The organism is Pseudomonas sp. FH1, assembly GCF_000510895.2.
Classification (GTDB): domain Bacteria; phylum Pseudomonadota; class Gammaproteobacteria; order Pseudomonadales; family Pseudomonadaceae; genus Aquipseudomonas; species Aquipseudomonas azotoformans_A.
This window is the reverse complement of sequence record NZ_AOHM01000013.1, coordinates 63,432-77,838: the sequence shown is the minus strand read 5'-3', so window position 1 is coordinate 77,838 and position 14,407 is coordinate 63,432. Positions and strand designations below refer to the sequence as shown.

Genomic DNA, 14,407 nt, shown 5'->3' with positions numbered 1-14,407 from the left:
TTGTATTCCTCACAGGCCTGCGTGGGCGGCGATGGCGGCGGCGATGGCCAAGGCCAGCTCTTCGGGTTTGCGCTTGATCGAGTAGTTGGTCAGTTCAGGGTGGGCTTCAACGAAGCTGGTGTTGAACTGGCCGCTGCGGAATTCCGGGTTGCGCAGGATTTCCTGGTAGTAAGCGGCGGTGGTCTTCACGCCTTGCAGGCGCATGTCGTCCAGGGCGCGCAGGCCACGATCCATGGCTTCTTCCCAGGTCAACGCCCACACCACCAGTTTCAGGCACATGGAGTCGTAGAACGGCGGGATGGTGTAACCGGTGTAGATCGCCGTGTCGGTGCGCACGCCGGGGCCGCCGGGTGCGTAGTAACGGGTGATCTTGCCGAAGCTTGGGAGGAAGTTGTTTTTCGGGTCTTCGGCGTTGATGCGGAACTGCAACGCGAAACCACGGTGCTGGATGTCTTCCTGTTTCACCGACAACGGCAGGCCGGAAGCGATGCGAATCTGCTCGCGGACGATGTCGATCCCGGTGATTTCTTCGGTGATGGTGTGTTCCACCTGCACGCGGGTGTTCATCTCCATGAAGTACACCTCGCCCTCGGCGAGCAGGAACTCCACGGTGCCGGCGTTCTCGTAACCCACCGCCTTGGCGGCGCGTACCGACAGGTCGCCGATGTAGGCGCGCTGTTCTGGGGTCAGTTGCGGGCTTGGAGCGATTTCGATGAGCTTCTGGTTACGACGCTGGATCGAGCAATCGCGCTCGAACAGATGCACCACGTTGCCGAAGCTGTCACCGAGGATCTGCGCCTCGATGTGCTTGGGATTGACGATGCATTTTTCCAGGAACACTTCCGCCGAACCGAAGGCCTTAGTGGCTTCGGAGATAACACGGGGGAAGGCTTGTTCAAGTTCTTCGCGGCTGTTGCAACGACGGATACCACGGCCGCCGCCACCGGAAGTGGCCTTGAGCATCACTGGGTAACCGATGCGGTCGCCTTCGGTGAGGGCCTCATGGATATCCGCGACGTTGCCTTCGGTGCCCGGCGTGACCGGCACACCGGCCTTGATCATGCTGCGGCGCGCTTCGGTCTTGTCGCCCATGCGGCGGATCACTTCCGCCGACGGGCCGATGAACTTGATACCACGTTCGGCGCAGATATCCGCCAGTTCGGCGTTTTCCGACAGGAAGCCGTAGCCAGGATGCAGCGCGTCACAACCGGTTTCCACCGCCAGGTTCACCAGCTTGCGCGGGTTCAGGTAACCGGCCAGGGGCTCGGCGCCAATGCTGTGGGCTTCGTCGGCACGCTTGACGTGCAACGCGTGACGGTCGGCGTCGGAGTAGACCGCGACCGAGCGAATGCCCATCTCGGCGCAGGCACGCACGATGCGTACGGCAATTTCACCACGGTTGGCGATCAGGATCTTTTTTATCACTTGGAAATTCCCTTGAGCCGATTGCTGCGTTCTTCGACCCGCTGGATCCGGGTCGGCGCGTGACCAAATGTTTCATGACAGTCGCGAGACACACACTAAGCCCGCCGAGGGATTAACAAAAATCAATAATTATTGGGTCGTGCATAAGTAAAGACTTATAGTTGAACTCATTAGATTCAGCAGGAACGTGCTAAAAATGCGTAAGTCATTGATGCGTATGACATTGCGTCAATTGCAGATCTTCAATGAAGTGTGCGATTTGCGCTCCTACAGCCGCGCCGCCGAGGAAATGTCCCTCACACAACCGGCCGTTAGCCTACAAATTCGCCAGCTGGAAGAGCTGATCGGGCAGCCGCTGTTCGATTATGTCGGCAAAAAGCTCTACATGACCGAGGCCGCTGAAGCCTTGCAGCGAGCCAGCCGGGATATTTTCGGGCGCCTGGAAAACCTCGATATGCAGCTGTCGGACATGCAGGGTTCGCTGCAAGGCCAGTTGAAGCTGGCGATTGAATCCAGCGCCAAGTACTTCGTGCCGCACCTGTTTGCTGCCTTCAAGCGCCAACATCCCGAGGTGCAGTTACACCTCACGGTGGTGAACCGCGCCCAGGTGATTCGCCGGCTTTCGGACAATCGCGATGACCTGGTGATCATGTCCATGGTGCCTCAGGACATGGGCCTGGAATTCCTGCCATTCCTCAACAATCCGATCGTCGCGGTGGCGCCACCCGACCATCCGTTGAGCCTGCAAGGGCCGCTGCGCCTGCAGGACCTGGAACCCTACACGCTGCTGCTGCGCGAACCGGGTTCCGGTACGCGACTGGCGTGCGAGGAGTATTTCAAGGAGAAACGCGTGCACTTCACCCAGACGGTGGAAGTGGCCTCGGCCGAGGCGCAGCGCGAGTGTGTTTGCGCGGGGTTGGGCGTGGCGCTACTGACGCGTCATGCGGTCAACATGGAGCTGGCCACCGGCGGGCTCAAGGAGCTGCCGGTGGAAGAGCTGCCGCTGTACCGCAGTTGGTGCCTGGTGCAAGCCAAGGCCAAGCGCCTGTCACCGGTGGCCCACGCGTTCCTGGGCTTTATCCGCAGCGAGCGGGTGCAGATCAGCGCGCTGGCTGAGCGTTTCGCTGGGCAGCCGCGGGTGCCTGCCAGTGGAGTTCCGGGTAGTCACTAATGCTCTGGAGCAGCTGACGCTCCTCGCAACGGTCTTCGATTGCGCGACGGAACGCCATGCGGCGCTGGTCTTCCTGCTGACGACGGGTTTTGACGGAGCTGTTGCTGTCTTCGTAGGGCCGGGCCATTTGGAGTCTCCCAATGCGAGTACGGGGAGTTCAGGATGGCCCTGGGCGATGACGGTTTGGCGGCGCGGGGGTTACAAACTGATGAAACTTTGATCAATCATCCAATGCTTTGACGGACTTGGGCGACAACCGCAGGCTGCGCAAGCTGCGCTTCACGCTCTTGAGGTGGTTGACCAGGCTCGGCCCGCGCGCCATGGCCACGCCCATCGCCAGCACGTCGATCACCACCAGGTGGGCGATGCGCGAAGTCAGCGGCGTGTAGATCTCGGTGTCTTCGTGCACATCGATTGCCAGGTTGACCGTGGACAGTTCCGCCAACGGCGTCTGGCTCGGGCACAGGGTAATCAGCGAAGCGCCGCTTTCACGCACCAGGTTGGCGGTAATCAGCAAATCTTTGGAGCGGCCCGACTGGGAAATGCAGATCGCCACATCCGTAGGCTTCAAGGTCACCGCCGACATGGCTTGCATGTGCGGGTCGCTGTAGGCCGCGGCAGTGAGCAGCAAACGGAAGAATTTGTGCTGGGCATCGGCGGCCACCGCGCCCGAAGCACCAAAGCCATAGAACTCGACACGCTGGGCCTGGGACATGGCGGTCACGGCCTTTTGCAACTCCACCGGGTCGAGCTTCTCGCGCACTTCCATCAGGGTATGCAGGGTGGTGTCGAAGATCTTCAGGCTGTAGTCGGCGACGGAGTCGTCTTCATGGATCGCGAATTGGCCGAAGCTGGCACCGGCGGCCAGGCTTTGCGCCAACTTGAGTTTCAAGTCCTGGAACCCAGAGCAACCGATGGCGCGGCAGAAGCGCACGATGGTCGGTTCGCTGATGCCCACGCTGTGCGCCAGGTCGGCCATGGAACTGTGCATCACAGCCGCAGGGTCAAGCAGCACGTGATCGGCAACCTTGAGTTCCGATTTGCGTAACAGGTGGCGCGACTGGGCGATATGTTGCAACAGGTTCAAAGGGCAGGACTCTTGTTATGGGCAGGGCCAGGGATGTAGCAAGCTTGTAGTTATACTACAAGAATTGTCGTTTTGCCCGTCCGACGCATCACTAAATCGCCCTGCTCCCCTTTGAATCTAAGGGCGGCCAAGTTGTAGCCACAGGGGCGCCCCAGGCATCACTAGGGAAAATCTGCATTTTTCCGTAACAAATCTGCCAGCCCTTCGGCCTGCATCGGCCGACTGATCAAGTAGCCCTGTACCTCATCACAACGCTCACCGCGCAGGAAGTCCAACTGCTGCTGATCTTCCACGCCTTCGGCCACCACCTTGAGCGCAAGGCCGTGGGCCATAGCGATAATGGCGCGGGTGATAGCGGCGTCTTCACGCCCCTGGCCCAGCCCACGGATGAAAGTCTGGTCGATCTTCACGTAGTCCACGGGAATGCGCTTGAGGTAGCTCAGGGACGAATAACCCGTGCCGAAATCGTCGATCGCCAGCTTCACGCCCAGGTCCCGCAGTTGCTGGAACGTGGCGATGATGTGTTCGACGCTGTCGAGCAATTGGCTTTCGGTCAGCTCCAGCTCCAGGTATTGCGGGTCCAGGCCAGTTTCTTCGAGCACCTGGCGCACCAGGCTGACCAGCTTGCCCTGGCGCAGTTGATGCACCGAAAGGTTCACCGATACCCGGATCGGCGCCAGCCCCTGGCGCTGCCATTCACACGCCTGCCAGCAGGCCTCGCGCAACACGAATTCGCCCAATGGCACGATCAGGCCGGTCTCTTCGGCCAGGCCAATAAAGTCCCCCGGCGGCACCATGCCCCACTGCGGATGGTCCCAGCGGATCAACGCTTCGGCGGCATTCAGCTTGCCGGTGGCCAGGCACAGCTTGGGTTGGTAGAACACCGTGAGCTGGCGCTCTTCGATGGCCTTGCGCAGATGGTTTTCCAGCTGCAAACGCTCCAGGGTGCTGGCTTGCAGGCTGTCGGTGTAGAACTGGAAATTGTTGCCGCCCAGGTGCTTGGCATGTTGCATGGCCATGTTGGATTGGCTGACCAATGCAGAAATTTCCCGCGCATTGTCCGGCAACAGGCTGACGCCCATCGAGGCACTCACCACCAGCTCATGCCCGTCCACCGTCACCGGCACCCGCAGTTTGGCCAGCAACCGCGTGGCGACCCGCGCCAGGCTCGACAGGTTGCCGTAGGCGTCGAACAGCACGGCGAATTCGTCGCCGGACAGACGCGCGATGGTGTCAGCCTCAGGTAACGCGTTGATCAGGCGGCGCGCCATTTTTTGCAGCAGTTGGTCGGCGACTTCATGGCCAAGGCTGTCATTGAGCAATTTGAAACGGTCGAGGTTGATGTGCAGTAACGCCAGGCTGCGACCGCCCTGGCGTACCCGCTGATGGGCCTCGCGCAGCCGTTCGCGGAACAGCGAGCGGTTGGCCAGGCCGGTCAGCTCGTCGTAATGGGTGAGGTAGCGCATGCGCTCTTCAGATTCACGCCGCGCCGAGAGATCGGCGAAGAAGCCCACGATATGGCTGACTTTTCCCCGGATATCACGCACAACATTCAATTGCAGCCACTGCGGGTACAGCTCGCCGTTCTTGCGCGTTTCCACCAGCTCACCCTGCCAGGTGCCGTGGCTGAGCAATGCCTGGCGGATCACCGGGAAGTGGCGGCGGGCATCGCGGCTGCTAGGCAGTTCGACCACATTGCGGCCAATCATGTCGTCGGTTTCAAAGCCAGTGACACGGCTGAACGCCTGGTTGACGGCAATCAGCTTGTAGTCTGGATCGAGGATCACGATGCCTTCGCTGGCGGCCTCGAATACGGTCGAGGCCAAGCGCTGCTGTTCTTCCAGGGCCTTGCCGGCGCTGATATCCCGCCGCGTGCCGAGCATGCGCGTGACCCGTCCACTGGGCGCGCGCTCCACGGCGCGGCCACGGTCTTCGATCCACACCCAGTGCCCATCGCCATGACGCACGCGGTACTCCACCAGGTAGTCCTCGCTGCGGCCCTTGAGGTGTTCCACCAAGGCACGCTTGAGCAGCGGCAGATCTTCGGGATGCAGGCGTGGCTTGAGATGGCTGAGCATCGCCGTGACATATTCCGGCTCCAGGCCGAACAGTTCCTTGAGCTGGGTGTGATGGACTTCGTCGGTTTGCAGGTTCCAGTCCCACAGGCCCAACTCACTGGCTTGCAGCGCCATGGCCAGGCGCGCTTCGCTTTTATTCAGGGCCAGGCTGGCGGCGTCCAGTTCCTGGCTGCGTTGGTCCACGCGGTCTTGCAGACCGATCTGGGCTTCGCGCAGCTCTTGCTCGACCTGGCGGCGCTGTTCCACTTCGCGCACCAGTTCCTGATTGAGTTGCTCGCTGCGCTGTTGCGCCTGCTGCAGATGCTCAATCAACGCCTGGTTCTGAAAACGGCGCAGCAGCCCGCGTTGGATCAGGCGATTGACCTGCCACGCCACCAGGCTCAAGGACGCCAGCAGGATCAGGCCAAGCACGCCCCAACCGCGCTGCTGCGGGTCGCCGGTCCAGAACAGGTAGAGGATGGCCGGCACCAGGCACGGCAAGGCAAACGACAAAAACGCTGGCAGGCTCACGGCATAGGCCACGCTGGCCGACAGCGTAGCCGCGCCGATCAGGCCGAACACCCAGGCTTGTTGCATGAAGCTGTCGACCGGCACCAGCGCAATGGCAGCCGTGGCCAGGGTCAGGCCGCTGACGGCCGAGCCGAGCATGAACATCCGCCGCCACACCGGCTGGGCCTGGCGACTGGGCATGGCCGAGTCGAACGCCGCCACCTGGATCACGCGCATCGCCACCAGGGCCAGCAGCCAGACCAGCCAGATGCTGTCCAGCAAGTATTGCTGGGGGTTCCACAATAGCCAGGCGCAGACCAGGCCATTGACCAGCATCAACAGGGTCGGCAGCAGCGAGCCCTGATACAGCAGGCGCGTACGCTCGACCGCCATCTCCGTGGCGTAGTGTTTGCGAAGAACCTGCGCGGGTGCCGTCGAGGGGCCGAGCAGGTCGGTGCTGAGGGTCATAGGCAGTGTTCTTATAATGGTGAGCCCGAAACGTCGACGGAGCATACACAAGCAAGCGCCTGGGCCAAACTGCTCTGCGTCATAAAAACTGCACGGTCGTACAGCGCAAACTTCCGGGCCAGACGGCTTGAGCGAGACGCGGCGCGGGCTGTGGCCATTGACCGACCGGTCATCACCCTGGCGGTTTTCCGTCGACCACCCGGCATTGGTATTTGCCCCACTCCCCCGGGCACCCTAGAATGCGCCGATGCGCGATGATCTCTCCCTTTTGCTGAACTCCCTCAACGATGCCCAACGCCAGGCCGTAGCGGCCCCCGTTGGCCGTCAGTTGGTCCTGGCCGGTGCTGGCTCCGGTAAAACCCGAGTGCTGGTGCACCGTATCGCCTGGTTGATCCAGGTCGAAAACGCGTCCCCGCATTCCATCCTGTCGGTGACCTTCACCAACAAGGCCGCTGCCGAGATGCGCCACCGCATCGAGCAGTTGATGGGCATCAGCCCGGCCGGCATGTGGGTCGGCACCTTCCACGGCCTGGCGCACCGCCTGCTGCGGGCGCACTGGCAGGAGGCGGGCCTGGCCCAGACCTTCCAGATCCTCGACAGCGATGACCAGCAACGCCTGGTCAAGCGCGTGATACGCGAGCTGGGCCTCGACGAACAGCGTTGGCCAGCGCGTCAGGCACAGTGGTTTATCAACGGCCAGAAAGACGAAGGCCTGCGCCCGCAACATATCCAGGCCAGCGGCGATTTGTTCCTGGCGACCATGCGCAGCATCTATGAAGCCTACGAGGCCGCCTGTGCACGCGCCGGGGTCATCGACTTCTCCGAGCTGCTGCTGCGCGCCCTCGACCTGTGGCGCGACAACCCAGGCCTGTTGGCCCATTACCAGAAACGCTTCCGCCACATCCTGGTGGACGAGTTCCAGGACACCAACGCCGTGCAGTACGCCTGGTTGCGCCTGCTGGCCAAGGGCGGCGACAGCCTGATGGTAGTGGGCGACGACGACCAGTCGATCTACGGCTGGCGTGGCGCGAAAATCGAGAACATCTACCAGTACTCCGAAGACTTCCCGGACGCGGTGACCATCCGTCTGGAACAGAACTACCGCTCCACCGCCGGGATCCTCAAGGCCGCCAACGCCTTGATCGCCAACAACACCGGGCGCCTGGGCAAAGAGCTGTGGACCGACGGCGGCGAAGGCGAGGCGATCAACCTGTACGCCGCCTTCAATGAGCACGATGAAGCACGCTACGTGGTGGAAACCATCGAAAGCGCGCTGAAAACCGGCCTGGCGCGCAGTGACATCGCGATTCTGTACCGTTCCAACGCCCAATCGCGGGTATTGGAAGAAGCCTTGCTGCGCGAACGCATCCCGTACCGCATCTATGGTGGCCAGCGCTTCTTCGAGCGTGCCGAAATCAAGAACGCCATGGCCTACCTGCGTTTGCTGGAAGGTCGCGGCAACGATGCGGCGCTGGAACGGGTGATCAACATCCCGGCGCGCGGCATCGGCGAGAAAACCGTCGAGGCGATTCGCGACCACGCGCGCCATGCCGATGTGTCGATGTGGGAAGCCATGCGCTTGCTCATCGTCAATAAAGGCCTGACCGGCCGCGCAGCCGGCGCTTTGGGTGTGTTTGTCGAACTGATCGAGAACCTGGCAGCCAAGTGCGCGGAAATGCCGTTGCACCTGATGACCCAGACGGTGATCGAACAGTCCGGGCTGATCGCCTACCACGAGGCGGAAAAAGGCGAGAAAGGCCAGGCCCGGGTAGAAAACCTTGAGGAACTGGTAAGCGCTGCCCGTGCCTTCGAAAACACCGAGGAAGATGAAGAGCTGACGCCGCTGGCTGCTTTCCTCGGCCATGCGTCGCTGGAAGCCGGCGATACCCAGGCGGATGAGCATGAAGACAGCATCCAGCTGATGACCTTGCACAGCGCCAAGGGCCTGGAATTCCCGTACGTGTTCCTGGTGGGCATGGAAGAAGGCCTGTTCCCGCACAAGATGAGCCTGGAAGAGCCCGGCCGTCTTGAGGAAGAACGCCGCCTGGCGTACGTGGGTATCACCCGCGCCATGCAGAACCTGGTGATGACCTACGCCGAGACCCGACGCCTGTACGGCAGCGAGACTTACAACAAGGTGTCGCGCTTCGTACGTGAAGTACCGAAGGGTCTGATCCAGGAAGTGCGCCTGTCCAACAGCGTCAGCCGCCCGTTCGGCGGCGGGCAGCAGCAGAACTCCAGCAGTATGTTCGCGGGTTCCGAGATTCCGGAAACCCAGTTCAGCCTTGGCCAGCAGGTCAGGCATTCGGTGTTCGGCGAAGGCGTGATCCTCAACTTCGAAGGCGCTGGTGCACAGGCCCGGGTGCAGGTGAACTTCGCTGAAGGCAGCAAGTGGCTGATGATGGGCTACGCGAAGCTCGAAGCCGTCTGAAACATTTCCCAACATGAAGCTTATTGGCCCGCCCTTGTTTTTAACAGGCGCGGGCCAATATCAGTAATAAGTCCTACAGACCATTCTGAATCGGTCCTACGCAAAAGCCCGAAACATTATGTCGCTAGCCACTGTCACTCCACCTGTGCAACATGGCGCGCGTGCAATCCACAAATGGGAATTCCCTTTATGAAACGTTTTCTTAGCATCGCCATGGCGTTGTGCATCGGCCTGACGATGAGCATCGACGCCAACGCCAAACGCTTCGGTGGCGGCAAAAGCTCGGGCGCAGCCCCGACTCACCAGACCAGCCAAATGGCTCCATCCGCCGGCGGCATGGGCGGTGCAGCCGCGACCGCAGGCGCAGCCGGTGCTGCTGGCGCCGCTGCCAAGGCCGGCGGTGCTTCGCGCTGGTTGGGCCCTCTGGCCGGTATCGCTGCCGGTGGCCTGCTTGCTTCCATGTTCATGGGCGGCGGCTTCCAGGGCATGCAGATCTTCGACATGCTGATCCTGGCGGTCATCGCCTTTGTGATCTTCCGCTTTATCGCCGCCCGTCGCCGCAAGCAGCAGGAGCACCTGGCTCCAGCCGGCGCGCCGATGCAGCGTGAAGTGTTCGAGCAAAAACCAGCCATGGGCTCGATCTTCGGCGGTTCGGCAGCCCCTGCTGCAGCCCGCCCGGTGATCAACGCGCCGGCCTGGTTCAACGAAGAGCGTTTCGTCGAAGCGGCCCGCAGCCACTTCCAGTCCCTGCAGCAGCACTGGGACGCCAACGAAATGGACAAAATTGCCGAGTTCGTGACCCCGCAACTGCTGGAGTTCCTCAAGCGCGAACGCGCTGAGATTGGCGATGCATTCCAGTCGACTTACATCGACGACCTGCGCGTGCAGTTGGACGGTGTGGATGATCGCGCCGACAAGACCATCGCCACCCTGACCTTCAGCGGTGTGTCGAAGACCTCGCGTTTCGACCAGGGCGAAGTGTTCAGCGAAAGCTGGAACATGGAACGCCCACAAGGCGATAACCAGCCTTGGCTGGTCGCCGGTATCCGCCAGAACGGCTGATCCCTTCACGCTTAGCACGCAGATACAAAAAACCCCGGACCTGTCCGGGGTTTTCTATTTCACGGTTGCACTTATAGCGAGCTACTGTATAAAACGCCCCTATAAACCGCGCCATCTAGCAAGAGGATCCCGGCCGTGGAAGAAATCATCGAACAATTGCGTGAAGCCAACGAACCGGTCCCGGTTCCGCTGGAGCTGCCTGACGAAGACCAACTGGTGGAAATCGAGGAACAACTGTTCATCGATATCCCGTTTGTCTTCCGTGAATTTCTGCTGACCGTCAGCGATGTGGTGTACGGCAGCCTGGAACCGGTGACCGTTACCGACCCGCAATCCCATACCTACTTGCCCGACGTGGCTGCCAATGCCTGGGATGCGGGTGTTGATCGCAGCATGATCCCGATCTGCCAGGACGGTGACGACTACTACTGCGTTGAAGAAGACGGCACCGTGGTGCTGTGGTCCGGCGAAGAAGAACTCGTTACCGAAGAAACCTGGGAATCGGTGTGGCACTGGGCGCGGGACGTCTGGCTGGAAAGCTGAGCCCACACCCAGGCGCTTAGTGCTCGGGCGTATCCTTGTGGTTATCCAGCGTCTCCAGCAAGGCGACCTGCATCCGCGTATGCACGCGGATGAACCACCGCCAGAGCACGGCCGCCACCGCCGCCGTGACCACGGCAATCAGCACCAGCAACTTGTTGGTCGGCAGAATACTGGCCGACAAGGCTGCCAATAGCAGGAAGATCACCAACAGCGACAGGATCGGGATCAGCTCTGCAATCACCCGCCGTACGCGCTGGGTATGCCGCCCGGCCATTTCGGGCTTCACGCTCATCTCCGCCAACAGCATCGACAGCGCCTTGAGTTTGCGATACGCCGCAATCAGGAAGGGCAGCGACAACAACAACGCCCCGCCCCAGATCAATGCCTTCTGCCAGCTCGGATCGCTGATCCAGCCTTCCAGATACCCACCAATACGCGCCGCGAAAAAGCTGCCGGCGAAGAAGATCGCCACCACCAGCGCCAGGTTCACCCCGACTTGCAGGATGATCTTGCGGATCATCGACGCCAGCATTGCGCCTTCACCTTGAGGCTGGATACTGCGCAGCCATTCGCCGTACATGCCGAACACCCGGCTCATTCGCTGCGGCATGATCGCCGCGATCTTCAAGGACAGTGGGTCGGCACCGCGAATCAGGTACGGCGTGAGCAGTGTGGTAATGGCTGAAACCGCCACGGCGACGGGGTAGAGGAAGTCACTGGTCACCTGCAACGTCATCCCCAACGCCGCGATGATGAAGGAAAACTCGCCAATCTGTGACAGCCCCATGCCCACGCGCAGTGAGGTACGGCCGTCATTGCCGGCGATAAACGCCCCCAGGCCACAGGACAACATCTTGCCCAGCACCACCGCCACGGTGATCACCGCAATCGGCCAGGCGTATTGCAGCAGGATCTGAGGGTCGATCATCAAGCCGATGGCCACGAAGAAGATGGCGCTGAACATGTCGCGAACCGGCTCGATCAGGCGCTCGATCTTAATCAACTGACGGGATTCGGCCATGATCGCGCCGATCAGGAACGCGCCCAGCACCATGCTGTACTCCAGCTTGACCACCAGCAGGCAGAAACCGAAACACAGGCCCAGTACGGTGATCAGCAGCATCTCGTTGCTTTCGAACTTGGCCACGTAGGCCAGCAAACGTGGCACCAGCAAAATGCCGATGACCAGCGCGACGATCATGAACAGCGACAGCTTGCCGACCGTGGAAAACACTTCGCCGGAGCTGACCGTGCCGCTGACGGCAATGCTCGACAGCAAGGCGATGATGCCGATGCCGAGGATGTCCTCGACGATCAGCACGCCGAAAATCAGCTGGGCGAAGCGCTGGTTTTTCATCTTCAGGTCATTGAGTGCCTTGACGATGATAGTGGTGGAGGAAATCGCCAGAATCGCGCCGAGGAACAGCGAGTCCATGGTGTTCCAGTCGAACCAGCGGCCGATTTCGTAGCCGATCCAGATCATCAGGATGATTTCCAGGAAAGCCGCGATGAAGGCTGTGGCGCCGACCTTGAACAGCTTGCGCAGGCTGAACTCCAGGCCCAGGCAGAACATCAGGAAGATCACCCCCAGCTCGGCGAGGGTCTTGATGGTGTCTTCGTCGTGGATCAGGCCGAACGGCGGGGTGTGTGGGCCGATGATGAACCCGGCGACGATGTAGCCCAGCACCACCGGCTGCTTGAGGCGGTGAAACAGGATGGTGACAACCCCTGCCACCAGCATGATCACGGCCAGGTCCTGGATAAAGCTGATGGCGTGCATGGCGAGGGGCTCCTTGAGGGTACTGGCGCTTTTCCCACTTCCGCCCGCGCCTTTGAAATGTCGCAAAGGGCGAAAGGAAAAGTCTGCCTTGATCGTAAGAAATGCCCTGAGATGGGCTTTTGAAGGTTAACACCGCGACTTCCGACAGAAAGCCGGTGCAATATATGGAAACAGATCGGTACACGCGTGACGGCAAGCCGACCACCGGCGTCCCGTTAAGGAAGGCGCAGCAAAGATTCCAGCACCCGCAGAGGTGCCCCCCAACCAATGCCTACAACCCGTGAGTGTGCTATGGAACCCGGAAACGCCCAGCTGTCGATGACGGTATTGATGACCCCTGATATGGCCAACTTCTCAGGCAATGTCCACGGCGGCACCCTGCTCAAGTACCTCGACGAAGTGGCCTACGCCTGCGCGAGCCGTTATGCCGGCCGTTATGTCGTGACGTTGTCGGTGGACCAGGTGATTTTCCGCGAGCCGATTCATGTCGGCGAGCTGGTGACCTTCCTCGCGTCAGTCAACTACACCGGCAATACCTCGATGGAGGTAGGCATCAAGGTGGTGACCGAAAACATCCGCGAACGCTCGGTGCGCCACACCAACAGCTGCTTCTTCACCATGGTGGCCGTGGACGACCAGCGCAAACCAGCCGCCGTGCCGCCGCTGCAACCGCAGAACAGCGAAGACAAACGCCGGTTCGTTCAGGCACAGCAGCGCCGGCAGATCCGCCAGGAGCTGGAAAAGCGCTATCAGGAAATCAAGGCCGACGCGCTGTAGACATCAGTGCCAGCACTTGTCGAAATGCGCGCACACCTCAAAGCGCTGATCCAGTTGGCCCATGCGCGCCAGGTGATGGTTGAGCACTTCAACCATCACTGACTTGCGCGTGTTGATGTAATAGGCGGCCATCACTTTGTCGTTCTCTGCCACACGATCACGCGTGGTGGTGTCCGTCGGATTCAGCCATTGCTCCAACACGGCGTCTTCGGTGACGCTCAATCGGTAGCGCAGCACTTCGTTGTAGAGCCCCATCGTGCGCGCCTCTTGCGCCGCCGCATCTTCATTGAGCAGGGTGAAGTTCTGGCGATATTGGGTCCAGTAGGCCTCCGGCAACGTGAACGAACCCATTGCCGCCTTGCGCTTGGCAATCTGATCTTCAAGCGACTTGGGTGTCGACGGCGGTTCGACAGGTGTTTGCGGGTTCATCATCTTGAACAACTGCAGGTTGGTGTCAACGATGGAACCGATCAACGCAGCGCGCTTGGGCGTTTCTGGAATCTGCTTGGGGAACATCGGCGTGCTGCCGGCGCACGCTTGCAGCGGGCTTTCGATCATCGGCTGCGGAATACGCTCGTCTTTACCGTTGAAGCGCTGCAGACGTTGGAAGGTGGTGATGCAACTGCCCTCGGCCACGTCGAACGTCACTTCATATTCCTTGCCCGCCTCAGGCGTAAAGCTGATCGCCTTGGCGCACACGTAGCCGCTGCCATTGGTGTTGATGCGCATGAACACCGGCTTGCCAGGCGCCAGCTTGACCTCCAGCAAACCACGGGCTTTTTCCGGCGGCGGCACGATCATGCCCACCCGACGCTGGGTGTCGGTCATCAAGGAGTTGTTGAGCATGCCGGTAGTACGGCCTGCGCAGTGCTGGGCGTCGAAGAAGTCGAGGGTGGAGTTCTGGGTGTTGGAGATGAACCGCAGCTTGGCGGCATCGGGTTCGGTGGCGTCCGGGTAGCTACCGTTGATGCTGCAAGCGCTGAGCAGCGAAACCAGGCTTAGCGTGGAAAAAGCCCGTAGGAAATATGACATGGTTCTTCCTTGAAAAGCACAGGGGACAAAGAGGCGCCGATAGTACCGGACGCCCTTTGCCTGG

11 protein-coding genes are annotated in these 14,407 nt (G+C 60.9%); 5 read left to right on the top strand and 6 right to left on the bottom strand.

Translation table 11 applies throughout. The annotated features are described in order from the left end of the window. Positions 1-9: 9 nt before the first annotated feature. Positions 10-1,425 (bottom strand): acetyl-CoA carboxylase biotin carboxylase subunit, encoded by a 1,416-nt coding sequence (locus H096_RS05835; RefSeq protein ID WP_016978663.1) that lies wholly within the window; start codon positions 1,423-1,425, stop codon positions 10-12. Between the two features lie 196 nt (positions 1,426-1,621). Between H096_RS05835 and H096_RS05830 the strand changes: the two genes are divergently transcribed. Further along, positions 1,622-2,596 (top strand): LysR family transcriptional regulator, encoded by a 975-nt coding sequence (locus tag H096_RS05830; RefSeq protein WP_033897252.1) that lies wholly within the window; start codon positions 1,622-1,624, stop codon positions 2,594-2,596. On the opposite strand, the gene H096_RS34480 is transcribed toward H096_RS05830, so the two are convergent. From H096_RS34480 to H096_RS05820, 3 genes are all read right to left on the bottom strand, one after another. Further along, positions 2,526-2,723 (bottom strand): hypothetical protein, encoded by a 198-nt coding sequence (locus H096_RS34480; RefSeq protein WP_073860054.1) that lies wholly within the window; start codon positions 2,721-2,723, stop codon positions 2,526-2,528. The two genes, H096_RS05830 and H096_RS34480, sit on opposite strands and share 71 nt — an antisense overlap. Before the next feature lie 93 nt (positions 2,724-2,816). Continuing rightward, a complete protein-coding gene (gene hexR / locus H096_RS05825; protein WP_003177007.1) occupies positions 2,817-3,683 on the bottom strand; it encodes a transcriptional regulator HexR in 867 nt (288 codons plus the stop codon). Between the two features lie 161 nt (positions 3,684-3,844). After that, the gene (locus tag H096_RS05820; RefSeq protein ID WP_033897251.1) at positions 3,845-6,718 is read right to left on the bottom strand and encodes a GGDEF domain-containing phosphodiesterase; all 2,874 of its coding nucleotides are present in this window, start codon (positions 6,716-6,718) and stop codon (positions 3,845-3,847) included. Between the two features lie 247 nt (positions 6,719-6,965). Between H096_RS05820 and uvrD the strand changes: the two genes are divergently transcribed. From uvrD to H096_RS05805, 3 genes are all read left to right on the top strand, one after another. Then, complete coding sequence (gene uvrD, locus H096_RS05815) at positions 6,966-9,149, top strand: DNA helicase II (RefSeq protein ID WP_033897250.1); 2,184 nt, start codon at positions 6,966-6,968, stop codon at positions 9,147-9,149. 189 nt (positions 9,150-9,338) lie between these two features. Continuing rightward, the gene (locus tag H096_RS05810) at positions 9,339-10,211 is read left to right on the top strand and encodes a Tim44 domain-containing protein (protein WP_033897249.1); all 873 of its coding nucleotides are present in this window, start codon (positions 9,339-9,341) and stop codon (positions 10,209-10,211) included. Positions 10,212-10,346: 135 nt separating this feature from the next. Then, on the top strand, positions 10,347-10,754 hold the full coding sequence (locus H096_RS05805; protein ID WP_017739032.1) for an SMI1/KNR4 family protein: 408 nt from the start codon (positions 10,347-10,349) through the stop codon (positions 10,752-10,754). A 16-nt stretch (positions 10,755-10,770) separates the two neighbouring features. Here the strand turns inward: H096_RS05805 and H096_RS05800 are convergent, their stop codons facing one another. After that, positions 10,771-12,534, bottom strand: coding sequence for a cation:proton antiporter (locus H096_RS05800; protein WP_033897248.1), 1,764 nt, complete (start codon positions 12,532-12,534; stop codon positions 10,771-10,773). Between the two features lie 291 nt (positions 12,535-12,825). Here H096_RS05800 and H096_RS05795 point away from each other — a divergent pair, with 291 nt between their 5' ends. Next, complete coding sequence (locus H096_RS05795) at positions 12,826-13,311, top strand: acyl-CoA thioesterase (protein ID WP_033897247.1); 486 nt, start codon at positions 12,826-12,828, stop codon at positions 13,309-13,311. A gap of 3 nt (positions 13,312-13,314) precedes the next feature. On the opposite strand, the gene H096_RS05790 is transcribed toward H096_RS05795, so the two are convergent. Continuing rightward, entirely contained in the window at positions 13,315-14,343 is a 1,029-nt protein-coding gene (locus tag H096_RS05790; protein ID WP_033897246.1) for a hypothetical protein, read from the bottom strand. Positions 14,344-14,407 lie beyond the last annotated feature (64 nt).